This window comes from Pseudomonas sp. KCJK9058 (genome assembly GCF_046230975.1).
Taxonomy (GTDB): Bacteria; Pseudomonadota; Gammaproteobacteria; order Pseudomonadales; family Pseudomonadaceae; genus Aquipseudomonas; species Aquipseudomonas alloputida.
Window position 1 is genome coordinate 82,276 of sequence record NZ_JBJJLR010000018.1, and the last position, 23,466, is coordinate 105,741.

The 23,466-nt window shown below is 60.9% G+C and carries 19 protein-coding genes and 1 tRNA gene; 5 read left to right on the forward strand and 15 right to left on the reverse strand.

Features of this window, described 5'->3' with window-relative positions:
- Positions 1 to 4 precede the first annotated feature (4 nt).
- Together ACK59Z_RS12540 and ACK59Z_RS12545 are read right to left on the reverse strand one after the other, a co-directional pair.
- Positions 5 to 1,687, reverse strand: coding sequence for an NAD(P)/FAD-dependent oxidoreductase (locus tag ACK59Z_RS12540; RefSeq protein WP_003255585.1), 1,683 nt, complete (start codon positions 1,685 to 1,687; stop codon positions 5 to 7).
- A 312-nt stretch (positions 1,688 to 1,999) separates the two neighbouring features.
- A complete protein-coding gene (locus ACK59Z_RS12545; protein ID WP_003255583.1) occupies positions 2,000 to 2,461 on the reverse strand; it encodes an Lrp/AsnC family transcriptional regulator in 462 nt (153 codons plus the stop codon).
- Between the two features lie 187 nt (positions 2,462 to 2,648).
- Between ACK59Z_RS12545 and ACK59Z_RS12550 the strand changes: the two genes are divergently transcribed.
- On the forward strand, positions 2,649 to 3,203 hold the full coding sequence (locus tag ACK59Z_RS12550; protein WP_108191998.1) for a serine acetyltransferase: 555 nt from the start codon (positions 2,649 to 2,651) through the stop codon (positions 3,201 to 3,203).
- Positions 3,204 to 3,389: 186 nt separating this feature from the next.
- Positions 3,390 to 4,067, forward strand: coding sequence for a hypothetical protein (locus ACK59Z_RS12555; protein WP_108191997.1), 678 nt, complete (start codon positions 3,390 to 3,392; stop codon positions 4,065 to 4,067).
- A gap of 45 nt (positions 4,068 to 4,112) precedes the next feature.
- On the opposite strand, the gene ACK59Z_RS12560 is transcribed toward ACK59Z_RS12555, so the two are convergent.
- The 5 genes from ACK59Z_RS12560 to rpsU form a co-directional block, all read right to left on the reverse strand.
- Positions 4,113 to 4,189 (reverse strand) — tRNA-Ile (locus tag ACK59Z_RS12560).
- Positions 4,190 to 4,205: 16 nt separating this feature from the next.
- Positions 4,206 to 7,949 carry a bifunctional diguanylate cyclase/phosphodiesterase gene (locus ACK59Z_RS12565; RefSeq protein WP_108191996.1) on the reverse strand — a complete coding sequence of 1,248 codons (3,744 nt, stop codon included), beginning with the start codon at positions 7,947 to 7,949 and terminating at the stop codon, positions 4,206 to 4,208.
- Positions 7,950 to 8,076: 127 nt separating this feature from the next.
- A complete protein-coding gene (gene rpoD / locus ACK59Z_RS12570) occupies positions 8,077 to 9,927 on the reverse strand; it encodes an RNA polymerase sigma factor RpoD (protein WP_003255578.1) in 1,851 nt (616 codons plus the stop codon).
- Between the two features lie 67 nt (positions 9,928 to 9,994).
- Positions 9,995 to 11,977 carry a DNA primase gene (gene dnaG / locus ACK59Z_RS12575; RefSeq protein ID WP_003255577.1) on the reverse strand — a complete coding sequence of 661 codons (1,983 nt, stop codon included), beginning with the start codon at positions 11,975 to 11,977 and terminating at the stop codon, positions 9,995 to 9,997.
- A gap of 304 nt (positions 11,978 to 12,281) precedes the next feature.
- Positions 12,282 to 12,497 (reverse strand): 30S ribosomal protein S21, encoded by a 216-nt coding sequence (rpsU, locus tag ACK59Z_RS12580; RefSeq protein WP_003255575.1) that lies wholly within the window; start codon positions 12,495 to 12,497, stop codon positions 12,282 to 12,284.
- A 204-nt stretch (positions 12,498 to 12,701) separates the two neighbouring features.
- On the opposite strand from rpsU, the gene tsaD reads away from it, so the two are divergent.
- Complete coding sequence (tsaD, locus tag ACK59Z_RS12585; protein ID WP_003255574.1) at positions 12,702 to 13,727, forward strand: tRNA (adenosine(37)-N6)-threonylcarbamoyltransferase complex transferase subunit TsaD; 1,026 nt, start codon at positions 12,702 to 12,704, stop codon at positions 13,725 to 13,727.
- Between the two features lie 17 nt (positions 13,728 to 13,744).
- Here the strand turns inward: tsaD and plsY are convergent, their stop codons facing one another.
- The gene (plsY, locus tag ACK59Z_RS12590; protein ID WP_409293105.1) at positions 13,745 to 14,314 is read right to left on the reverse strand and encodes a glycerol-3-phosphate 1-O-acyltransferase PlsY; all 570 of its coding nucleotides are present in this window, start codon (positions 14,312 to 14,314) and stop codon (positions 13,745 to 13,747) included.
- Between the two features lie 74 nt (positions 14,315 to 14,388).
- Between plsY and folB the strand changes: the two genes are divergently transcribed.
- Together folB and folK are read left to right on the forward strand one after the other, a co-directional pair.
- On the forward strand, positions 14,389 to 14,745 hold the full coding sequence (gene folB, locus ACK59Z_RS12595) for a dihydroneopterin aldolase (protein WP_004576188.1): 357 nt from the start codon (positions 14,389 to 14,391) through the stop codon (positions 14,743 to 14,745).
- Positions 14,736 to 15,245, forward strand: a complete 510-nt coding sequence (gene folK / locus ACK59Z_RS12600; RefSeq protein WP_003255569.1) for a 2-amino-4-hydroxy-6-hydroxymethyldihydropteridine diphosphokinase — start codon at positions 14,736 to 14,738, stop codon at positions 15,243 to 15,245. Before folB ends, folK begins: the two co-directional genes overlap by 10 nt.
- Positions 15,246 to 15,492: 247 nt before the next feature.
- Here the strand turns inward: folK and ACK59Z_RS12605 are convergent, their stop codons facing one another.
- The 7 genes from ACK59Z_RS12605 to apaG form a co-directional block, all read right to left on the reverse strand.
- A complete protein-coding gene (locus ACK59Z_RS12605) occupies positions 15,493 to 16,599 on the reverse strand; it encodes a multifunctional CCA addition/repair protein (RefSeq protein ID WP_003255567.1) in 1,107 nt (368 codons plus the stop codon).
- 55 nt (positions 16,600 to 16,654) lie between these two features.
- Entirely contained in the window at positions 16,655 to 18,223 is a 1,569-nt protein-coding gene (locus ACK59Z_RS12610; RefSeq protein WP_003255566.1) for a SpoVR family protein, read from the reverse strand.
- Positions 18,220 to 19,491 (reverse strand): YeaH/YhbH family protein, encoded by a 1,272-nt coding sequence (locus ACK59Z_RS12615; protein ID WP_003255564.1) that lies wholly within the window; start codon positions 19,489 to 19,491, stop codon positions 18,220 to 18,222. Before ACK59Z_RS12615 ends, ACK59Z_RS12610 begins: the two co-directional genes overlap by 4 nt.
- A gap of 155 nt (positions 19,492 to 19,646) precedes the next feature.
- Positions 19,647 to 21,569 carry a PrkA family serine protein kinase gene (locus tag ACK59Z_RS12620; RefSeq protein WP_003255563.1) on the reverse strand — a complete coding sequence of 641 codons (1,923 nt, stop codon included), beginning with the start codon at positions 21,567 to 21,569 and terminating at the stop codon, positions 19,647 to 19,649.
- Between the two features lie 284 nt (positions 21,570 to 21,853).
- Positions 21,854 to 22,186, reverse strand: a complete 333-nt coding sequence (gene glpE, locus ACK59Z_RS12625) for a thiosulfate sulfurtransferase GlpE (protein WP_003255562.1) — start codon at positions 22,184 to 22,186, stop codon at positions 21,854 to 21,856.
- A 14-nt stretch (positions 22,187 to 22,200) separates the two neighbouring features.
- On the reverse strand, positions 22,201 to 23,067 hold the full coding sequence (locus ACK59Z_RS12630; RefSeq protein ID WP_003255561.1) for a symmetrical bis(5'-nucleosyl)-tetraphosphatase: 867 nt from the start codon (positions 23,065 to 23,067) through the stop codon (positions 22,201 to 22,203).
- The gene (apaG, locus tag ACK59Z_RS12635; RefSeq protein ID WP_003255559.1) at positions 23,067 to 23,447 is read right to left on the reverse strand and encodes a Co2+/Mg2+ efflux protein ApaG; all 381 of its coding nucleotides are present in this window, start codon (positions 23,445 to 23,447) and stop codon (positions 23,067 to 23,069) included. Before apaG ends, ACK59Z_RS12630 begins: the two co-directional genes overlap by 1 nt.
- Positions 23,448 to 23,466: the final 19 nt, after the last annotated feature.

Here is a 23,466-nt window from a genome sequence, read left to right on the forward strand (position 1 = left end):
TGTCTCAATCCGCCAGGGCGATCGGGCCGATTTCGTTGAACACATCGCCCGGGCCCGGGTTGTCGGGGTGGGTGTGGCCACCAAAGTGGTTCATGATACCCCACACTGCATTCAGCGACGTCTGCACCGCGCCTTCAACCCAGGCGGGGGTCCATGACACGTCGTCACCGGCAATGAAGATACCGCGCTGCTCTGCCGGCATGTCCTGCTGCATGAAGTGCGCGTACATGCGCTGGTTGTAGCGGTAATGGCCCGGAAGCGCGCCTTTGAAGGCGCCGAGGAAGTACGGGTCGGCCTCCCAGGAAACCGTGATCGGGTCGCCGATGATGTGGCCGGCGATATCGGTCTTCGGGTAGATCTTCTTCAGCGCATCCAGGGCCAGTTGTACGCGCTTCTCCACCGGGTGCGGCAGCATCTTCAGCGCGTCGCTCATCCACGAGTATGACAGGCAGATCACCCCGGGCTTGTCGTTGCCGTTGTCGAACAGGTAAGTGCCGCGGGTGAGGCGATCGGTGAGGGTCATGCTCAGCAGGTCACGGCCGGTTTCCGGGTCCTTGTCCTTCCAGAACGGGCGGTCGACCATGACGAAGGTTTTCGACGACTGCATGTAGCGGGTACGGTCCAGGGCCATCCACATCTTTTGCGAGAACAGCGATTCTTCGCAGTCGATCTGGGTGGTCAGCAACCAGGTCTGGCAGGTGGCGAGTACTGCGCTGTAGTGGCGGGTGTCGCCCCAGTTGTCGGTGACCGCCAAGCGGCCATCGGCGGCGCGGGCAATGCGCTTGACCCCGGTACGTGGTGCGCCGCCATGCAGCGTGCTCAGGCTGGTGCCCTCTGGCCAATGCACGCAGCGTTCCGGTACGTGGCGCCAGATGCCTTGTGGCACTTGTTCCACGCCCCCGACCACCAGGTGCTGGTGGTCGTCGCAGTTGGTCATCACCACGCGGAAGATTTCCAGCATCGAGTTGGGGAAGTCCGAGTCCCAACCGCCGGTGCCGAAACCGACCTGGCCGAACACTTCGCGGTGCTGGAAGCTCAGCTTGGCAAAAGAGCGCGAGGTGGCGACGAAGTCGTAGAAGGTGCGGTCGTCCCACAGCGGCACCAGCTTGTTCCAAAGTTCCTTCAGGCGCGGTACATCACGGTCGCGGATGGCCTGCTGGATATCGGCGAACTGCGCACCGCTCTCCAGCGCATCGGCCCAGGCGTCGGCTACCTCATGAAACAGTTGTGGCAGGTCGGTGGGCTTCTCGGCGTAGTAGGTCTGGCCTTCCAGGTCGATCACCGTGCTGCCCGAAGCCGGGGTCAGCGGGTTGGGGAAGGGCTTGGTTTCCAGGCCCAGCTTGTCGACGTAGTGGTAGAAGGCGGTGGACGACACCGGGAAGCGCATGCCACCCAGCTCGGCAACGATCCCGTCAGTGCCATTGAAGGCTTGCGAGCGCAGCCGGCCGCCCAGCTTGGAAGCCTCGTACACCACCGGCTTGAGGCCCAGCTTCATCAGCTCGTAGGCCGCTACCAGGCCGGCGATACCGGCACCGACAATGGCCACCTCTTCCCCATGGCGCTCAGCCGGAATGCTGCCCAGGCCTGCCGGGTGTTCCAGCCAGTCGTCGAACGCAAAAGGGAAGTCCGGGCCGAAAATGGTGATCGGCTTCTTGCCGTCGGCGGGGTGGCGGTTCTTCTTGTTCATGAAATGACCTTGCCAGAGAGGCTGCGCGAGGAGCGGAGCCTGAGTATAGGAGATGCCCGGCAGTCATTTTAGGGAGTGAGGTGTTCGTTATTAAGGTGCAGAGTGTTGTCTGAATGTAGTTAGTTTCGTCGTAATGATTAAGCTTATGTTCATTAAGACGAGGCAGGCGATCGAAGTAATTCAAAAACCGCCCTGGCCCTTTGTAGGAACGGGTTCACCCGCGAATGCGTCGGTAGATTCTCTGCCCTATTCGCGGGTAAACCCGCTCCTACAACCGGCCTCATCGATAACCCCACCCGAGCGCCAGTCCGTTCAAAGCGGCTGTCCACGGTCCACCTTGCTGCTGAGAATGATCGACGTGGTGGTTTTCTCCACCCCGTCGACACTGCCAATCTGGTCGAGCAACTGATCCAGCTGCTCGGGCGAGTCCGTACGCAGCCAGGCCACATAGTCGAATTCGCCGCTTACCGCACACAGCTGCTGCACCTGGCCCATGGCACTCAGGCGCCGCACCACGTCCTTGCCGGAGCGTGGCTGCACCTTGATCCCGACATACGCCTGCAACCCGCCGCCTATCACACTCTGGCCCAGGCGTACGCCATAGCCGGAGATAACCTTGTTCTTCTCCAGGCGCTCCAGGCGCGAATTGACGGTGGTGCGAGCGATGCCCAGCTGGCGGGCGAGGGTGGCGACGCTTTCGCGGGCGTTGATCTGCAGCAGGGCGATCAGCTGGCGATCGATTTCATCCAGCGTAATGGAGCGGGAGTCCGACATGGCGAGTCTCTACGGTTGGCCCGCTAGCCTAGCCAGCCTGTGCCAATCAGGGCAAGGCCAGGTACAGTCGATCACCGTTGACGGCGTCGGCTTGGCACTTTGGGTTAGAACGGCCGCGCATGTCCGAAGGCTGCGTCTTCGACACTAATTCGGCATGATGAAGTGCTAGTTCAACGGGAACCTCAGCGTGAACCTCGACCACCTGCTCGAATGCTGGCGACTGGAAGTCTCCAACAAGAAAAGGCCCGGACGCCCTATCAGCCTGCTGTTCAACGTGCTGCGCCGCGCATGCAAGGACAACAAACTGCGTTTCCTCTTCGCCTATCGCCTGGCCCAGTACCTCGACGCCCGCGGCGGCCTTGCCCGGCGTCACGCCCGGCGCATGCAACAGCGGCTCAACCTCAAGTATGGGGTGGACATCGACATCGGCGCCCAGATTGCTCCTGGCCTGCGCATCGCGCACCTGCCGGGGGTGGTGATTACCCGGTACGTCAGCATCGGGCGCAATTTCTTCATCCGGCAGAACTGCTCGATCGGCATCAAGACCCTGGGGTTGCAGGATTACGCAGTGCGCATTGGTGACAACGTGAGCATGGGCGCCAACAGTTGCATCGTTGCTGATCGCATCGACATTGGCGATGACGTGGTGATTGGCGCGATGTCGTTGGTTACGCGGGATATTCCGCCTGGCATGACCTTCTACAACCCACGGCAGGTCGAGATGCGTCCGGGAGGGGATTAACCAACAGCGGTACATTTGCGGACGTTGGCAGAGGGGTGGTGGAGCAGGCTGGGAGGGTTCTTATGGGTTCATCTGGCTCTGGCTAGCCAAGCGGACGGCTGTGCTGCTGGCGCCTGGACGCTGTGGTGGCTTATTGATACCTTTCCCGCCGCTACCCCCGGGAGCTCCCTCGAACAAGGATCCGCAATGAACAAGATGATGGTAAGCCCATGGTTGATTGTTTCGCCCGATGGACCGGTCACCTGTGCGTTCGATGACAACCAGCAGGTGCATCTGCGCCAAGGCGGGCTGGATGGTGCTTGCGGGCCCTACAGTGTAGTCATGGCGCTTATCACCCTGGGCGTCATGCGATACGACGAAGCCACAGAGATGCACCAGTGGCACGGCAACAGTCGAGAAGGCCGGTTCCGGAGTGAAATCCGCAATCTAGGTGCGCTGGTATCCGGGGGCACCGATCATAAAGACATGATTCGGCTTGTCGACTGCTTCAGCGGGATAGGTGTGGGTGCTGAATATGTGAGTGGCAGCAAAAAAGAAATCGTAGAGCAGGTGGCACGTGCCATTGATAGTCAGTGCGCTCCTATTGTTGGTGTTCGCTTCAGTGGGGGAGGTGGGCACTGGATGATGGCTGTTGGTTACCAAGGTTATGAAGATGGAGAAGGTTTCCAGTTGACGCACATCCTCTGCCTGGACCCCGCAGGCGAAACGCCTCGTACCAGTTTGTGGAACGCTGTCATCAACGTGTATGAAGAGGACGGCAGTTCGGTGGGGAGTGGGCCGCTACCGTCTAATTATTGGGGCTACGATGGGCTACTCCACAATTGCAAGGTGGAAGATGCCTTGGTGATTTGCGGGGCAGATTGATGTCAGGCACAAAAAAGCCGCGCAATCGCGCGGCTTTGTCGTATCTGGTGGGCCCACACGGACTCGAACCGTGGACCAAAGGATTATGAGTCCTCTGCTCTAACCGACTGAGCTATAGGCCCTCAGTAAGTGGGCGGATTATAACGAGGGTTTCGCACCTGTGCCATCTGAAAGATCCGATAGTGCTATGCGAAGAAACGCGGCCGCGAATTCCTCTGGCGGTAGCGGGAGGCTGACGATGTAGCCCTGGATCTGCTCGCAGCCCTCGGCCGCCAGAAAACGTTGCTGGGCCTGGTTCTCCACGCCTTCGGCAATGATGGTCAACTGCATGCTGCGGCCCAGGGCAATGATCGCCCGGGCAATGGCGGCGTCGTGTGGATCGTCGGGCAGGCCGCGGATGAACGACTTGTCGATCTTGAGGATGTCCAGCGGCAGGCGCTTGAGGTAGCTGAGCGAGGAATAGCCGGTGCCGAAGTCATCGATGGCCAGTTGTACGCCGAGTTTCTTCAGTTGGTACAGCACCGCCAGGGCCTCTTCTGCCTGGCTCATGATGAAGTTTTCGGTGATTTCCAGCTGCAGGTCACCAGCCTTCAACTGATGGTGCTTGAGCAGTTGTTCGATGCGCCGTGCCAGGTGTGGGTGGCGCAGCTGGGCGCCGGCAAGGTTGATCGACAGCGGGCCGAAGGGTTCGTAGTGCTGCTTCCAGGCCTGCATCTGCCGGCAGGCTTGCTCCAGTACCCAGTCGCCGAGCTGCAGGATGGTGCCATTTTCTTCCGCCAAGTGGATGAAGTGTTCCGGCGGTACCTCACCAAAGGTCGGGTGGCTCCAGCGGATCAGCGCTTCGGCGCCCACCAGGCTCTGGGTCTTCAGGCTGAGCTTGGGCTGGAAGCACAGGCTCATTTCGTTGCGTTCGACGGCCCGGCGCAGCTCATGCTCCAGGGCGATGCGCTCGCTGGCCTGGGCGGTGAGGTCGCGGGTGTAGGCTTCTACGCGGTTGCGGCCTTTGGCTTTGGAGCGGTACATGGCGGCGTCGGCGTTGCGGATCAGTGTGGAGACGTCAGTGCCATCCTGTGGGTAAAGACTGATGCCGATGCTGGCGCTGGTGAAAAACTCATGCTCGCCGGCCTGGAACGGTGCGTTGAAGCAGGCCAGTAGTTTGTTGGCGATAGTGCTGGCGTCACTGGGCTTGTGCAAGCCGGGCAGCAGAATGATGAATTCGTCGCCACCCAGGCGGGCTACGGTGTCAACGTCGCGTACCTGCTCTTTCAGACGCTGGGCGATGCCCTTGAGCAGCAGGTCGCCGACCGGGTGGCCAAGGCTGTCGTTGATGTGCTTGAAGCGGTCGAGGTCCAGGAACAGCACTGCGCCTTGGCGGTTGGACACCTGCGCGCAGGTGAGTACACCCTGCAGCCGGTTTTCGAACAAGGTGCGATTGGGCAGGCCGGTCAGCGGATCGTGGTGGGCCTGATAGTCGAGTTTGGCCTGGGCGTGCTTGATGCTGGAGATGTCTGCAAAAACCGCCACGAAGTGGGTGATCTCGCGGTCGCTGTTGCGCACGGCGCTGATGGTCAGCCAGCTTGGGTAAAGTTCGCCGTTCTTGCGCTTGTTGTAGATTTCGCCCTGCCAGTGGCCCTCGGCGGTAAGCTGGTGCCACATGGCCAGATAGAAAGCGCTGTCGTGCTGGCCAGAGGCGAGCAGGCGCGGGGTCTGGCCGAGGGCCTCGATCTCGCTGTAGCCGGTGATTTCGCTGAAGGCGCGGTTGACGGCACTGATGCGCTGGTCAATGTCGGTAATCAGCACCCCTTCGGCAGTGTTCTCGAACACAGTGGCGGCCAGCTGCAGTTTTTCTTGCATCAGGTGACGCTCGGTGATGTCGCGGGCGATGGTCAGCATGCAGTCGACGCCAGTAATCGGCAGGGGCCGGGCGGACAGCTCGCACAGTCGGATCTGCCCGTCGCTGCGGCGGATATGGCAGGTGAAGTCGCGCACGAAGCCATCACGGTTGAGCTGGTCGACCAGGCGTTTGCGCTCGTTGAGGTCGACCCAGATACCCAGGTCCAGCGAGGTCTGGTCGATGGTTGGGTTGAGGTCGTAGCCGGTGAGGCGGCAGAAGCCTTCGTTCACCTCCAGCAGCAAACCGTCGCTCTGGCGCGACAGCAGCAGGCCGTCGGGCGAAGCGTGGAAGGCCTTTGCGAACTTTTCTTCAGAAGTTTGCAGCTGCTGCTGGGTCTCCTTGAGCTGGCTGATGTCACGTACCGCCACTACCAGCGCGGGTGTGCCGTCCAGTTCGAAGGTTTCAGCCGAAGTCAGGCCGGTGAACAGTTGGCCGTTGCTGCGGCGGAAGCTCATTTCCAGGTTACGGACACCCCCTTGGTGCAACCTTTGAAGCAGGAGCGGGCCACTGCCCTCTACGCCCCACAGGTCAAGGTCGGTGGCAGTGCGGCCTATGACCTGGTCTGGGGGCAGTCCGATCTGCTCTTCGAAAGCCTCGTTCACCTCCAGCAGGCAGCCATCGCTGTGGCGAGCGATCAGCAAGATATCGGGGCACTGCTGGAATACCGAGGCGAACTTCTGTTCGGACAGACGCAGGGCATCCTCCGTGCGCTTGGTTTCGCTGATGTCGATCATCAGCCCGCGCATCACTGGCTGGTGGCCGTGCTCGATCATACTGACGATGTTGCGTATCCAGAGGGGCTGACCGTCAGCCCGGATCACCCGGTAGTCCAGGCTGTGGTCGCGCCCCGCTGCGGTCTCGCTGTCGCAGTAGGCCTGGGCCCAGAGCGCGTCCTCCGGGTGCAGGATACTGCGCCAGAAACCGGGCCTGAGCCAGTCACTCAATGGGTAGCCGAGCAGATCTTCGGCATGGGGTGAAACGTAGCTGTAGGTGAAGTCGTTGGCATCGGCTTCCCAGGCGATGGCTGACAGGCTCTCGACCAGGCCGCGGTAGTGGTACTCGCTGCTGCGCAGTTCTTGCTCAAGGGCGATGCGCCGGGAAATTTCCGAGCTGAGCCGGCGGTTGATGCGAATGACCACTGCCAGCACAGCCATCAGCAACAGCACCGTTGGCAGGCCATACACCAGCAGGTCGGACCAGAACATCCGCTGGTCGACCACATTGCCCACCCAGTGCTGCTGGATCTGGCTGATTTCGCTGCTGCTCATGTCGGCCATCACTTTGTCGAGGATGCCGACCAGCACGCTCTTGTCGCGGGGAACGGCCATCGCCAACTGGTAGCGGTAGGGCGTTTCGCCGCTGACGTAGAGGCCGTCGAGCTTGAGTTGGCGCAGGCTCCAGATACTGGAAGCGAGGTCGCCGACCACGGCATCCACTTGGTCGGTGGCCAGGGCTTGCAGCGTGGAGCTGACGTTTGGCAGGGCAACCAGGTTGAGGTCCGGGTGGTGGGTACGCAGCAACTCGTGCGGGGCGTAGTTCTCGACCACGGCAATTTTCAGGCCGTACAGGTCAGCCAGCTTGCGCGGTTGTGCGCCGCCTTTGTGCGCGAGGATGACAATGGGGAAGTCGAGGTACGGGCGAGTGAAAGCCAGGAAGCCCTGGCGTTCGGGGGTGGACATGATGCCGGGCAGCAGGTCGATACGGCTTTCCCGCGCTTGCGCCAGTACCTCGGTCCAGCTGCTGGGTTCGACCGGTTTGAACGTCACGCCCAGGCGCTGCTGGATCATGGCGATGTAGTCGGCGGCCAATCCCTGGTACCGGCCCTCCTGGTCGCGAAACTCGAACGGTGGCCAAGAGGCGTCTACACCCAGTTTCAGCTGCGGGTGGGCAGCCAGCCAGGCGTTCTCCTCATCTGTCAGGGTCAGGGCGCCGGCCGTTGTGTTCCACAAAATCAGGATCAGCAACAGAATGGCCGGCTTCAAGGACATGGCAGCCTCGCACTCAGGTGGTCTGAAGTCGAGTGTAGACGGGCATTGCTGCAGGTGTGCAACGGAAGGCGGGCTTTATGTCTCGGGCCAGTAAAGAAAAACCCCGGCCTGGGCCGGGGTTTTGTCATCACTCGTCGAGGAAGGAGCGCAGGTGCTCGCTGCGAGTCGGGTGGCGCAGCTTGCGCAACGCCTTCGCTTCGATCTGACGGATCCGCTCACGCGTTACGTCAAACTGCTTGCCCACCTCTTCGAGGGTGTGGTCGGTGTTCATGTCGATACCGAAACGCATGCGCAGCACCTTGGCTTCACGTGCGGTCAGGCCCGAGAGCACGTCACGGGTGGCTTCCTTGAGGCTTTCGACCGTGGCTACGTCGATCGGGGACTGCATGGTCGAGTCCTCGATGAAGTCGCCCAGGTGCGAATCTTCGTCGTCACCGATCGGGGTTTCCATGGAGATCGGCTCTTTGGCGATCTTCAGTACCTTGCGGATTTTGTCCTCAGGCATTTCCATGCGCTCGCCCAGCTCTTCCGGAGTCGGTTCGCGACCCATTTCCTGCAGCATTTGGCGGGAAATACGGTTGAGCTTGTTGATCGTCTCGATCATGTGCACCGGAATCCGGATGGTGCGTGCCTGGTCGGCGATCGAACGGGTGATCGCCTGACGGATCCACCAGGTGGCATAGGTCGAGAACTTGTAGCCGCGACGGTATTCGAACTTGTCCACCGCTTTCATCAGACCGATGTTGCCTTCCTGGATCAGGTCGAGGAACTGCAGGCCACGGTTGGTGTACTTCTTGGCGATGGAAATCACCAGACGCAGGTTCGCCTCGACCATTTCTTTCTTGGCGCGGCGGGCCTTGGCTTCACCGATCGACATGCGACGGTTGATTTCCTTGATCTCGGCAACGGTCAGGCCGGTTTCGGTCTCAAGGTCGATCAGCTTCTGTTGGCAAGCGACGATGGCAGCGTTCTTTTCACCCAGGGCGGCAGCCCACTTGGTGTTGCGCTTGGCCAGGTCACCGCTCCAGGTCTGGTCGGTTTCGTTGCTTGGGAACATGCGCAGGAAGTCGGCTCGCGGCATGCGGGCGTCACGTACGCAGAGCTGCATGATGGCGCGTTCTTGCTGCCGCAGACGGTTCAGGGCATCACGTACACGCTCGACCAGTACCTCGAACTGCTTCGGTACCAGTTTGATCGGCATGAACAGGTCAGCCAGGGCCTGCAGGGCCTCGATGCTTTCCTTGTGGTTACGACCATTTTTCTTCAGGACCTTGGAGGTCGCCTGAAGCTGATCGGATACCGCACCGAAGCGTTGGGCTGCGACTACCGGGTCTGGGCCGCTCTCGGCCTCTTCCTCGTCGTCACCGCTTTCGGATTCTTCTTCGTCGTCGTCGGACTCTTCCTTCGCCGCTGCAGCCTTGGCGCCTGGGATCGGCACTTCTTCGGTTGGCGCGGCAATGTTGTCGTCAGGGTCGATGTAACCGCTGAGGACGTCCGACAGGCGGCCACCCTCGGTGGTGACGCGATCATATTCGCCGAGAATGTAGTCGACAGTGCCCGGGAAGTGGGCGATAGCGCCCATGACTTCACGAATGCCTTCCTCGATACGCTTGGCGATTTCGATCTCGCCTTCGCGGGTCAGCAGCTCGACAGTACCCATTTCGCGCATGTACATGCGCACCGGGTCGGTCGTGCGGCCGATATCGGTTTCAACTGCCGCCAATGCAGCAGCGGCTTCTTCGGCCGCGGCTTCATCGGTGTCGGCTTCCGCCAACAGAAGGGCATCCGCATCCGGAGCACTCTCGAATACGTTGATCCCCATGTCGTTGATCATGCGGATGATGTCTTCCACCTGTTCCGGATCTGAAATATCCTCAGGCAGGTGGTCGTTGACCTCCGCGTAAGTCAGGTAGCCCTGCTCACGACCGCGGGTGATCAACTCTTTGATACGAGACTGCTGTTGCGCTTTTCCGGACATAACACCCTATCCACTGAAGGTCTTGGCGGGCAAAAAACAAGCCGAGGATTATACCCGAGCATGGGCCTCACGCGCCAGATGAGGTCGGCGTTTGTGCGGGAACATTTCGGCTCAGCAGGGCGAGGAGCTGGGTTTTTTCCTCGCTGGTCAATTCGCTTTGACGTGATTTCCTGAGCAGTTGTTCCAGGCTGCGCTCGCGTTGGCGGGCGGACAAGCTAGTTATAGTGTCGAAAAACTGTTGTTCAAGGTTGTCGGCCACGATAAGCCATTCCTTTTCCGCCAGGGCCCGCAGCAGGCGGCCCTGTTCGGTGCCATGCCAACGTGCGATCAACTGCATTGAGCTTAGCCCAGGATTTTTCTGCGCGGCTTCGATCAACGCCACCAGCAGCTGGCTGTACAGGTGTTCTTCGTCGGCGAAGTGGCTGGCATCTTCCACCTTGCCTGCCAGCAGTGGGTGGTGCAGCAGGGTGCGCAGGGCTGCCAGGGTGGGCGGCTCGACCGGTGCAGGCACGCGGGGAGGTGCTTCGTCGCGTTGCTGCCAGGGCTTGCCGCCCTTGCGGTTCTTGTCCCAGGGTTTGTCGCTCCACGGCTTCTTGCTACCACCCTTGTTGGGTTTCCATGCCTGCTCCTGATGAACGGGGGCATAGTCGTGCTGCGGCATGTCGCCGTAGTCGGGGGTGTAGCTGGCCATGGCGTCGTAATCGTAGCCAGGGTCGTAGTCCGGCATGCTGCTGGTCGCCGGCGCTTGCTGCGCCAGCTGCTCGACCTGCTGCGGGTCGAGGCCGGTGATTTCCTTCAGGCGGTTGCGCATCAGCTGACGCAGGTTGGCGCCGGGGATCTTTTCGATCAACGGTGCGGCCAAGGTCGCCATATGCGCCTTGCCTTCCAGTGAGCGCGGGTCGGCTTCGACGCCAAGTTGCTCGAAGAAGTAGTCGGCCAGCGGTTGGGCGTGCTGGTTGATACGGGCCATGAAGGCGTCGGTACCTTCGGCACGCACCAGGCTGTCCGGGTCTTCGCCTTCGGGCAGGAACAGGAAGCGCGCGCGACGGCCGTCCTGCAGGTTCGACAATGTCGATTCCAGTGCGCGCCAGGCCGCCTTGCGCCCAGCCTGGTCGCCGTCAAAACAGAACAGCACGCTGGGCACCACGCGGAACAGGCGCTTGAGATGCTCTTCGCTGGTGGCGGTGCCAAGGGTGGCCACGGCATTGCGCAGGCCTTGCTGGGCCAGGGCAATGACGTCCATGTAGCCCTCGACGACGATGATCTCGTCGAGGTTGCGGTTGTGCTTGCGCGCCTCGTACAGCCCGTACAGCTCCTGTCCCTTGTGGAACACCGGGGTTTCCGGGGAGTTCAGGTACTTGGGCTTGTCGTCGCCGAGCACCCGGCCACCGAAGGCGATGATGCGCCCGCGGCTGTCACGTATCGGGAACATCACCCGGTCGCGGAAGCGGTCGTAGCGCTTGCCGCTCTCGGCGTTCTCGATCAGCAGGCCGGCATCGATCATCACCTTCTGCTGCAGGGTGTCGGCACCCAGGTGCTTGAGCAGGTTGTCCCAGCCGGGCGGGGCAAAGCCCAGGCCGAAGTCGCGGGCAATTTCCCCGGACAGGCCGCGGCCCTTGAGGTAGTCCACCGCTGCCTTGCGTGACGGGTGGCTGCGCAGGGCCTGGCGGTAAAACTCCGAGGCGGCGTCCAGTAGCGGATACAGTGGCGAGTCAGTGGGCTGGCGCGGCTTCTGGTCGCGGCGGCCTTGCTCGCGGGGGACTTCCATGCCAGCGGCGCGTGCCAGTTCCTCGACGGCCTGGGGGAAGTCCAGGTTGTCGTGGTCCATGACAAAGCCCAAGGCGTTGCCACCGGCGCCACAGCCGAAGCAGTAGTAGAACTGCTTGTCGGGGCTGACCGTGAAGGACGGGGTTTTTTCTTTGTGGAACGGGCAGCAGGCCGAGTAGTTCTTGCCGGTTTTTTTCAGCTGGACGCGCGAACTCACCACGTCGACGATGTCGAGGCGGTTGATCAGGTCGTCAATGAAACTCTGGGGAATCAGCCCGGCCATGGCAGTCTCGTTATCTGGCAACTGGCAAGTCTAATCGCTCACGCGCCGAAGGGGGCGAGTGCTGCTTGGGGAAGTGCGAGGGAATGTGTGCTCGTCGCCAGCCCCTAAGGGCTCGTCAGTCGGACGTGCACGTCTGGTCATACAGCAAGGAGGACCAGCTCTGACGTTTCAGGCAGGTTGCCCATGATGCAGTTCGCATGAAGCTTGTGCAGGGCCTTGAGCTAGCTGCTCAAGTTTGAAACGACCACTGCCATCGCCCGGGGGTTAGCCGGGCAGGGCAGAAGCTTTGCGTTGAACGTCTGTACTAGTACAGACGAACGGCGCGGCGCTGTTCGCGCTGAACTTTCTTGGCGTGACGCTTAACAGCAGCAGCTGCTTTGCGCTTACGCTCTGCGGTCGGCTTCTCGTAAAACTCGCGGCTACGAACTTCAGCCAGTACACCGGCTTTTTCGCAGGAGCGCTTGAAACGACGCAGAGCTACGTCGAAGGGTTCGTTCTCTTTAACTTTGACGGCTGGCATCCAGGGCTACCTTAATTCATTACCGGGGTAGACGTGCTCCTGGCAAAACAAAGGTGTGCTGGAGAACGTCGGTTTTCAAGGGTTGCGGATGTTAACCCTTAGCAAGCCGGAATGCAAAGCCTCTGATCGAAAACCGCTGGTCGGCACCCGACACGGGGACTATCATGCGCGGCTTCGAATTCAGCCCCCACAAGGGACGAGCCCATGCTAGTACTGGGATTGGAAACATCCTGCGACGAAACCGGCGTCGCATTATACGACAGTGAACGCGGTTTGTTGGCCGACGCACTGTTCAGCCAGATCGACCTGCACCGCGTCTTCGGCGGCGTGGTGCCCGAGCTTGCCTCGCGTGATCACGTCAAGCGAATGCTGCCGCTCATCCGCCAGGTGCTGGACGAGGCAGGCTGCGTTGCCACCGAAATCGACGCCATCGCCTACACCGCGGGTCCCGGCCTGGTCGGTGCCTTGCTGGTGGGCGCTTCCTGCGCCCAGGCGCTGGCCTTTGCCTGGGACATCCCGGCGATCGGTGTGCACCACATGGAGGGTCACCTGCTGGCACCCATGCTGGAAGAAAACCCGCCAGCGTTTCCGTTCGTCGCTTTGTTGGTTTCCGGTGGGCATACCCAGCTGGTCCGGGTCGATGGCATCGGTCAGTACGAACTGTTGGGCGAGAGCCTGGACGATGCTGCCGGTGAAGCGTTCGACAAGACCGCCAAGCTGATCGGCCTCAATTACCCGGGTGGTCCGGAAATCGCGCGTCTGGCCGAGCAAGGTGTGCCTGGGCGCTTCGTGTTCCCGCGGCCAATGACCGATCGGCCAGGCCTGGAATTCAGCTTCAGTGGCCTCAAGACCTTCGCCCTGAACACCTGGCAGCAATGCAAGAATGCTGGCGACGACAGTGAGCAAACCCGTTGCGACCTGTCCCTGGCATTCCAGCAGGCGGTGGTAGAGACTTTGACCATCAAGTGCAAGCGGGCGCTCAAGCAGACCGGCCTCAAGCGGCTGGTCATCGCGGGTGGCGTGAGTGCCAACAAGGCCCTGCGCGCGTCCCTGGAGGACATGCTCGGTAGCATCAAGGGCAACGTGTACTACGCGCGCCCGCAATTCTGTACCGACAATGGTGCGATGATCGCCTACGCCGGTTGCCAGCGCCTGCTGGCCGGGCAGCAGCAAGACCTGGCGATCAGCGTGCAGGCACGCTGGCCAATGGAACAGTTGCCGCCGCTGTAAGGCAGCGCGTCGAAGGTTCAGAAGTGCCGTTCGCGCCCTGCAAACAAGTCGCGCAGGTTGTTGCGGTGGCGCCACACGATCATCACAGTCAGTACGCTGATCGGCAGCAGGGCTTCGGGCTCGCGCCAGGCCAGCAATGGCAAGGTGAGTGGCGTGGCAATCAGTGCGGCCAGTGAGCTGGTACGCGTGAGGTAGAAGGTCAGCAGCCAGGCGCCGATGGCCAGCAGCGCGGCCGGGAAATACAGGCCCATGAGCATGCCGGCAGCCGTCGCCACGCCCTTGCCGCCCTTGAAACGGAAGTACAGGGGGAACAGATGGCCCAGCACCGCGCATATGCCCACCCAGGCCTGCGCGTGCAGGTCCAGCCCGGCAATGCGGGCGAGCAGTACCGGAAAAAGGCCCTTGCACAGGTCGCCAAGCAGGGTCAGGATCGCCAGTTTACGGCCTGCCAGGCGTAGCATGTTGGTGGCGCCGGCATTGCCTGAGCCGCTGGAACGCGGGTCCGGGCTGCCCGAGAGGCGGCTGAGAACAATGGCGAAGGACAGCGAGCCGAGCAGGTAGGCGAGCAACGCCAGTAACCAAAACATGCTAACTATTCCGGGCGAGGACGCCCTGATTCTAACGGCGCCAGTCGCCCTTGTCGTGCTGTGGAGAGAAGTGCTTGGACAGAGTGTTCATCGAAGGCCTGGAAGTCGATACCGTTATCGGTGCCTATGACTGGGAGCGGGATATTCGCCAGTGCTTGCGCCTGGACCTGAGCTTTGCCTGGGACAACCGCCCGGCCGCCGCCGGAGACGACCTGAACCTGGCGCTGGATTACGCCAGTGTGTCGGCGCGCATCCAGGCGTTTGCCGAACAGGCCCGTTTCGAGCTGGTTGAAACATTTGCCGAGCGCCTGGTGGCCACCCTGATGGACGAGTTCCACATCCCTTGGGTGCGCTTGAAGCTGACCAAGCCGGGCGCGGTGCCGGCGGCCCGTGGTGGTGTAGGCGTGGAGATCGAGCGCGGATGTCTTTGAGCACGGTTTACCTGGGCCTGGGCAGCAATATCGACCGTGAGGCGCATTTGTGCGCCGGGCTCGATGCGTTGGCTGGCATCCTGACCGACATGCGCTGTTCGCCGGCATTCGAAAGCCAGGCGGTGGGCATCAAGAGCGGGCCGTTCATCAACTTCGTGGTGACCGGGCAAACCGCGTTGCCGTTGATCGAGCTGGACCGCCGGCTGAAGTTCATCGAGGCCGACAATGGCCGCTATGCCCCGGACCGCAAAGGGTTGCCGCTGGATATCGACGTGCTGATGTATGACGATTTGCACGGTACCTTCGATGGGCTGGTATTGCCCCGTGCCGAGATCCTGAAGAACGCTTTTGTGCTGTGGCCGCTGTCGTTGCTGGCACCCGACCTGGTGCATCCGGGGGTGGGCAAGCGCATGGCGCAGCTGTGGCAGGAAGCGCAGATCGATCAGGTGCTGGCCCCGGTCGCCTTTGAGTGGCGCGGGTTGCAGTTGACGCCCGCTTAAGCCTGTATCGGCCTCTTCGCGGGTAAACCCGCTCCTACAACGGGCTGAGCCCAACCTCTGATGTGTGCCCCCTGTAGGAGCGGGTTTACCCGCGAATACGGTGGCGGCTGCGACGGTGAAAAGCGGGTGGAAATTGGCCAGCAGGCCCGGCCCTTTCGCGGGTAAACCCGCTCCTACAACGGGCTGTGCCCAACCCTCGATGTGTGCCCCTGTAGGGGCGGGTTTACCCGCGAAGAGGCCGGTAGGTCTAACCGCGCTGGTAAGCTTCGAGCGCTTTCAGCCGTTCACCTTTGAGTGCTTCGCCCAGTGCCTGCCCCGTGAGCCCGGCTTGCACCAACGGCTTCACATCCACCGCTCGCGCCGCCGCTGCTGCGCGTCGCAGGTAATCGGCCTGTGGGTAACCCTGCTCGCCATCGCCCCGCGCTGCCATCTCGCAAACGACTAAAAAATCCTCAAATCGCTGCGGCCGTCGGTAAACATCGAACTTCTGCAACAGCTCCAGCAGTGCCGTGGCAGGCAGTTCGAGCGCCTGATTGCCCTGCGCCAGGCATTCCCCTGTCAGCATGGCCAGTTCCTGGCACTCACGCGGTGCCTTCAGGCGCTGGTTGACGGCTTTGATTGATGTCGGTGACAACCCCCGCAACAGGCAGGCCCAGCGCACGTGCAGCGGTTGTTCGTGCACCGCTGCCTGCTCCAGCGCCGCCAATGTCCGGGAGCTGTCATCGAGCTCTGGCAGCAGCTCCTGCAGGGCCCCGCACGCGCTCAGCACCTTGAAGAACACCTGCGGTTGCACTTCCATCAGCGCGCGCTCGATTTCCTTCCAGCTGCGCTCGGCAGTGAGTGCCTGCAGTTCGCCCGAGGCGCTGATCTGGCGCATCAGCGCCAAGGTTTCATCGGCAACCCGGAACCCCAGTGATGCGTAACGGGCAGCAAAGCGTGCAACACGCAGCACGCGCAAAGGATCTTCGGCGAATGCGGGGGAAACATGGCGTAGCAGGCGTTGATCCAGATCGTTCCTGCCTTGGTAGGGGTCGTATACCGTGCCCGCCTCATCCTCGGCCATCGCATTGATGGTGAGGTCGCGACGGATCAGGTCCTCCTCCAGGGTTACGTCGGGGCTGGCGTGAAAGGTGAACCCGCCGTAGCCTCGCCCACTCTTGCGCTCGGTGCGCGCCAGGGCGTATTCCTCGCCGGTTTTCGGGTGCAGGAACACCGGGAAATCGGCACCCACCGGCCGATAGCCCTTAGCTAGCATTTCTTCGACGGTGGCGCCCACCACCAGCCAGTCGATATCGCTGACAGGGCGGCCGAGCAGGCGGTCGCGCACGGCGCCGCCAACTTTGTAGATGTGCATGTGCAGCTCTCCATAACTGCCGACAGGATAACCCGTCGGCGGTCATGGGGTTGCATCAGAGGTGGTGGATAACGGCCAGGTCCATGCGACCGTAGTCGGCGCTTTCGCTATGCTCGCCGCGCGGCGGCATGTGGTGAGTACTCATCACTTGCTCGCCTTGCACGGTCTCCAGGTGGATATCGAAGCCCCACAGGCGATGCAGGTGCTTGAGCACTTCGTCGGTCGAGTCGCCCAGCGGTTTGCGGTTGTGTTGCTGGTGTCGCAGGGTCAGCGAGCGGTCTCCGCGGCGGTCGACGCTCCAGATCTGTACGTTTGGTTCGCGGTTGCCCAGGTTGTACTGCGCTGCCAGCTGCTCCCGAATCACCCGGTAGCCGGCCTCATCATGGATGGCGGGCACCAGCAGGTCGTCGCGCTGGTCGTCATCGAGGATGCTGAACAACTTGAGGTCGCGCATCACCTTGGGCGACAGATACTGCAGGATGAAGCTCTCGTCCTTGAAGCTGCTCATGGCGAACTTGATGGTAGAAAGCCAGTCACTGCCGGCAATGTCGGGGAACCAGTGGCGATCTTCTTCGGTGGGGTTTTCGCACATGCGGCGGATGTCGGTGTACATCGCAAAGCCCAGCGCGTAGGGGTTGATGCCGCTGTAGTACGGGCTGTCGAAGCCGGGCTGGAACACCACGCTGGTGTGCGACTGCAAGAACTCCATCATGAAGCCTTCGGTAATCAGCCCCTCGTCGTACAGGTCGTTCATCAGGGTGTAGTGCCAGAAGGTTGCCCAGCCTTCGTTCATCACCTGGGTCTGGCGCTGCGGGTAGAAGTACTGGGCGATCTTGCGCACGATGCGCACTACTTCACGCTGCCAGGGTTCAAGCAGCGGGGCGTTCTTCTCGATGAAATACAGGATGTTTTCCTGCGGTTCGGCGGGGAAGCGCCCCTCATCGCGGTCGTTACCCTTTTCGGCGTTTTTCGGAATTGTCCGCCAAAGGTCGTTGATCTGACGCTGAAGGTGCTCTTCGCGCTCCTGTTGCCGGCGCCGCTCTTCTTCGGCAGAAATAGGGTAAGGCCGCTTGTAGCGGTCGACACCGTAGTTCATCAGGGCATGGCAGGAGTCGATCAAGTCCTCCACAGCATCGATACCGTGGCGCTCTTCGCACTGGGCGATGTACTGCTTGGCGAACACCAGATAGTCGATGATCGAACTGGCGTCAGTCCAGGTGCGGAACAGGTAATTGCCTTTGAAAAAACTGTTATGGCCGTAGCACGCGTGCGCAATCACCAGTGCCTGCATGCACATGGTGTTTTCTTCCATCAGGTAGGCGATACAAGGGTCGGAGTTGATCACGATCTCGTAGGCCAGGCCCATCTGGCCGCGGCTGTAGGACTTTTCCGTACTGAGGAACTGCTTGCCGTAGGACCAGTGGTGGTAGCCCAGCGGCATGCCGACCGAGGCGTAGGCGTCCATCATCTGTTCGGCAGTGATGACCTCGATCTGGTTGGGGTAGGTGTCCAGGGCGTAACGCTCGGCCAAGCGGCTGATTTCCCGGTCGTAGGTCTGGATCAGCTCGAACGTCCACTCGGACCCAGTGGAAATGGGTTGGCGTCTCTGTGCTCTGGCGGTCATGTGGCTAACCTGCGCTGGAAGAGTTCACGGAAGACCGGGTAGATATCGCCGGCCGATACCAACTGCTGCTGGGCGAACGTGTCGGGGAAAGCATCTCCGATACGCTCGTATTCATACCACAGCGCCTGGTGTTCACGGGGGGTGATCTCAACGTAAGTGTAGTACTGCACATGCGGCATGATCTGTTTGGAGAGGATGTCGCGGCAGATGGGCGAGTCGTCGTTCCAGTTGTCGCCATCAGAAGCCTGCGCGGCATAGATGTTCCAGTCGCTGGCCGGGTAGCGCTCGGCCATGATCTCCTGCATCAGCTTGAGGGCACTGGAGACGATGGTGCCGCCGGTTTCCCGCGAGTAGAAGAACTCTTCTTCATCGACTTCCCGGGCACTGGTGTGGTGGCGAATGAACACGACTTCGATGCGCTCGTAGTTACGCTTGAGGAACAGGTACAGCAGGATGAAGAAGCGCTTTGCGATGTCCTTGGTGGCCTGGGTCATGGAGCCGGATACGTCCATCAGGCAGAACATCACTGCCTTCGAGCTGGGGTTGGGTTGCTTGACCAGCAGGTTGTACTTGAGGTCGAAGGTGTCGAGGAAGGGCAGGCGGTTGATACGTGCCTTCAGGCGCTCGATTTCCTGTTCGACTTCCTGGATATCGGTGAAATTGTCTGGCTCTTCGACCCGCAGGCGATCGAGTTCCTTTTGTGCTTCGCGCAGCAGGGCGCGGCTGCTGCCGGTCAGGGCGATACGCCGGGCATGGGCCGAGCGCAGGGTGCGCACGATGTTGATGCGTGACGGGTTGCCTTCGTTGGCGATGCCGGCGCGAACAGTCTTGAAGGTATCGGCGCCAGTCAGGTGACGTTTGACTAGGTTGGGTAGCTCAAGGTCTTCGAACATGAATTCGAGAAATTCTTCCTGGGTGATCTGGAAGACGAACTCGTCCATGCCCTCGCCGGAATTGCCGGCCTTGCCGCGACCGCCACCGCCTCCACCGCCTTGCGGCCGTGGGATGTGTTCACCGGCAGTGAACTCTTTGTTGCCAGGATGCACGATGGTCTGTTTGCCCCCACGACCATGATGCAAGACGGGTTCGTCGATGTCGCGCCCGGGAATACTGATCTGCTCGCCGTGTTCCATATCCATGATGGAACGGCGGCTCACCGCCTCTTCGACGGCTTTCTTGATGTGTTCGCGGTACCGCCGCAGGAAGCGCTGGCGGTTGACCGTGCTCTTGTTCTTGCCGTTCAGGCGTCGGTCTATAACGTAGCTCATGGTCCCTCCGGTGACTGGATGCAGCTGCAACCCACAAGCTGCAAGCCACAAGCTTCAAGCTGCAAGAAAGAGCAGCCACCGCCGCTGCAAGCTGTGACGCGGGCAGCAATGCCAACGCCAGGCAGCTTGCAGCTTGCGGCTCGTAGCTTGCCGCTTTATTGCGATTTCCTGACCCGCAGGTACCATTCCGACAGCAGGCGCACCTGTTTGTCGGTATAGCCACGCTCCACCATCCGGGTGACGAAGTCGTTGTGTTTCTTCTGGTCCTCTTTGCTGGCCTTGGCGTTGAAGCTGATGACCGGCAGCAGGTCTTCGGTGTTGGAGAACATTTTCTTCTCGATCACGACCCGCAGCTTTTCATAACTCAGCCAGCTTGGATTCTTGCCATTGTTGTTAGCGCGTGCGCGCAGTACGAAGTTGACGATCTCGTTGCGGAAGTCTTTCGGGTTGCTGATGCCAGCCGGTTTCTCGATCTTTTCCAGTTCCTCGTTGAGCGCAATGCGGTTGAGAATTTCGCCGGTTTCCGGGTCGCGGTATTCCTGATCCTGGATCCAGAAGTCTGCATACAACACGTAGCGGTCGAAGATGTTCTGGCCGTATTCGCTGTAGGACTCCAGGTAGGCGGTCTGGATTTCCTTGCCGATAAACTCGATGTAGCGCGGTGCCAGGTATTCCTTCAGGTAGCGCAGATAGCGTTCGCGCACTTCAGCCGGGAATTGTTCCTGTTCGATCTGCTGTTCGAGGACATACAGCAGGTGCACCGGGTTGGCGGCAATTTCGTGTGGGTCGAAGTTGAACACCTTGGACAGGATCTTGAAGGCGAAGCGCGTCGACAGGCCATTCATGCCTTCGTCGACACCCGCAGAGTCCCGGTATTCCTGGATCGACTTGGCCTTTGGATCGGTGTCCTTGAGGTTTTCCCCGTCGTAAACGCGCATCTTGGAATAGATATTGGAGTTCTCTGGCTCTTTCAGGCGGGAAAGCACCGTGAACTGAGCCAGCATCTTGAGCGTATCTGGGGCACAGTGGGCCTTGGACAGCGAGCTGTTGACCAGCAGTTTGTCGTAGATCTTTATTTCATCGCTGACCCGCAGGCAGTACGGCACCTTGACGATATAGATCCTGTCGATGAACGCTTCGTTGTTCTTGTTGTTACGGAAGGTGTGCCACTCCGATTCGTTGGAGTGCGCCAGCAGAATCCCGGTATAGGGAATCGCCCCAAGGCCTTCAGTACTGTTGTAGTTGCCTTCCTGGGTGGCGGTGAGCAAGGGGTGCAGGACCTTGATCGGCGCCTTGAACATTTCGACGAATTCCATCAGGCCCTGGTTGGCCCGGCACAGCGCGCCCGAGTAGCTATAAGCATCGGCGTCGTTCTGTGGGTATTCCTCAAGTTTGCGGATATCGACCTTGCCGACCAGGGCCGAGATGTCCTGGTTGTTTTCATCGCCGGGTTCGGTCTTGGCAATGGCGATCTGGTTAAGAATCGACGGGTACAGCTTCACCACCTTGAACTTGGAGATGTCCCCGCCAAACTCCTGCAGGCGCTTGGTGGCCCAAGGCGACATGATGGTATTGAGGTAGCGCCGTGGGATGCCGAACTCTTCCTCGAGAATGGCCCCATCTTCGGTGGCATTGAACAAGCCCAGAGGTGACTCGAATACCGGCGAGCCCTTGATCGCGTAGAACGGCACCTTTTCCATCAGCTGCTTGAGTTTTTCCGCCAGCGAGGACTTGCCGCCGCCTACCGGGCCCAGCAGATAGAGGATCTGTTTCTTCTCTTCCAGGCCTTGGGCGGCGTGGCGGAAGTACGACACGATCTGGTCGATGCACTCTTCCATGCCATGGAAGTCGGCAAAGGCCGGATAGCGGCGAATAACCTTGTTGGAGAAGATGCGCGACAGCCTGGAGTTGGTAGAGGTGTCGATCAGTTCTGGCTCACCGATGGCCAGCAACAGCCGTTCGGCCGCCGATGCGTAGGCACTGCGATCCTCTTTGCACAGCTCGAGGTACTCCTGCAGCGAGAGTTCTTCCTGGCGCGTAGACTCGAAACGTTGTTGGAAGTGGCTAAAAATACTCATGACGTCACCTCGCTCGATACGTGGAGACGACGCCGGATCAGTCAGCTGATGCTGGCATGCAACCGGGTTGGCCGATTGCTGTATACCCCCCAGAACACCCTGTAACGCTACCGATGACCCGCACGCCGGTGTACCGGCTCTCCCCTTTTTTGGATGGCCTGAGCTTAAGCGTAGTTGGTTATCTGCAAGGTCAAGGGGCGAGGAGGGCAGAAGTTACGAATGACCGTTCGTCAGATAAGCCGCAAGCCCGCACGGGGCGCGGGCTGCAGGAAAAATTAAAAAAATTATTCAGTGCTGCCTTGGGCGGTCTCGGCCGGGTAGGTCGCACGCCACAGTTCGAAGCCGCCGTCCACGCTGTACACGTCGGAGAAACCCTGGCCTACCAGGTAGGCGGCAGCGCTTTGGCTGGAATTGCCGTGATAGCAGACCACCAGGGTTGGCGCGTCGAGGTCGGCGTTGCGGATGAAATCGGCGACCGAGTGGTTATCCAGGTGCCGGGCGCCGGTGATGTGGCCGGCGGCGAAGGCCTGTGGGTCGCGAATGTCGACGACGACCGCACCTTCTTTCTTGCGAAGCTCCAAGGCCTGCTCAGGAGGGATGCGCTTGAATTCGCTCATGGGTACTACTTCCTTCAGGTGTGGTCGTTGAGTGTAGTGGGTTGTGCCGGCCGGCGCAGGGTGCCGTCGTCGGCGCAGTCGCAGCGGTGGTATTCGCCGCTGTCGACGTTGTACAGGGTCATGGCGCCGCCCCATACGCAGCCAGTGTCCAGGGCGATGACGTCGGGCTCGGTGACCTCACCCTGCAGAGCGGCCCAATGGCCAAAGATGATCTTCACGTGGCGTGAGCGGCGGTCCTTGTGCGCGTACCAGGCTTTGTAGCCTTTGGGCGCGCTACCCAGGCCTTCCTTGCTCTTGAGGTCGAGTTTGCCATCGGCCGTGCAGAAGCGCATGCGGGTGAAGTAGTTGGTGATGACCCGCAGGCGTTCGACGCCGGCGAGGTTCTTGCTCCACTTGTTCGGCTCGTTGCCATACATGCCGTCGAGGTACAGCTGCAGGCGGGTGTCGTCACGCAGCACTTCCTCGACCTCTGCAGCGAGCTCCAGGGCCTTGCCAAGGGTCCATTGTGGCGGTATGCCGGCATGAACCAGGGCGATGCCGCGGGGCTCGTCGTAATGCAGCAGCTTCTGCTGGCGCAGCCAGTCGAACAGCTGGTCGGCGTCCGGCGCTTCGATGATCTCGCGCAGTGTGTCGCTTTTCTTGAGGCGCTCGACGTTGTGCCAGGCGGCCAGCAGGTGCAGGTCATGGTTGCCCAGCACGCAGACCAGTGAATGACGGATCGAGTACAGGAAGCGCAGGGTTTCCAGTGACTCGGGGCCGCGGTTGACCAGGTCGCCGACCAGCCACAGGCGGTCGACGGCGGGGTTGAAACTGACGCGATCGAGCAGGCATTTGAGTGGCTGCAGGCAGCCCTGCAGGTCACCGACGGCGTAGGTGGCCATCAGTGCAGCGCTCCGGGCACTGCCAGCCGAAAGGGGGCAATCTCGGCGTCGAAGCGCTTACCGTCTTCGGCGAACATCTGGTAGCTGCCCTGCATGGTGCCAACGCGGGTGCTGATGACGGCACCACTGCTGTAAGTGTGGCTCTGGCCTGGGTCGATGTTGGGTTGCTGGCCGACCACACCGGCGCCGCGGACTTCCTCTACCTCGCCGTCACCGTTGGTGATCAGCCAGTGGCGCGACAGCAACTTTGCGCTGAGCGAGCCGTTGTTCTGCACGGTAATGGTGTAGGCGAAAGCGAAGCGACTGTTTTCGGGGTCGGATTGTTCTTTCAGGTAGCGGGTCACGACGCTGACGTCGATTTGATAGCGGGGGTCGGACATGCAAGGGCCTTGGGCGAAC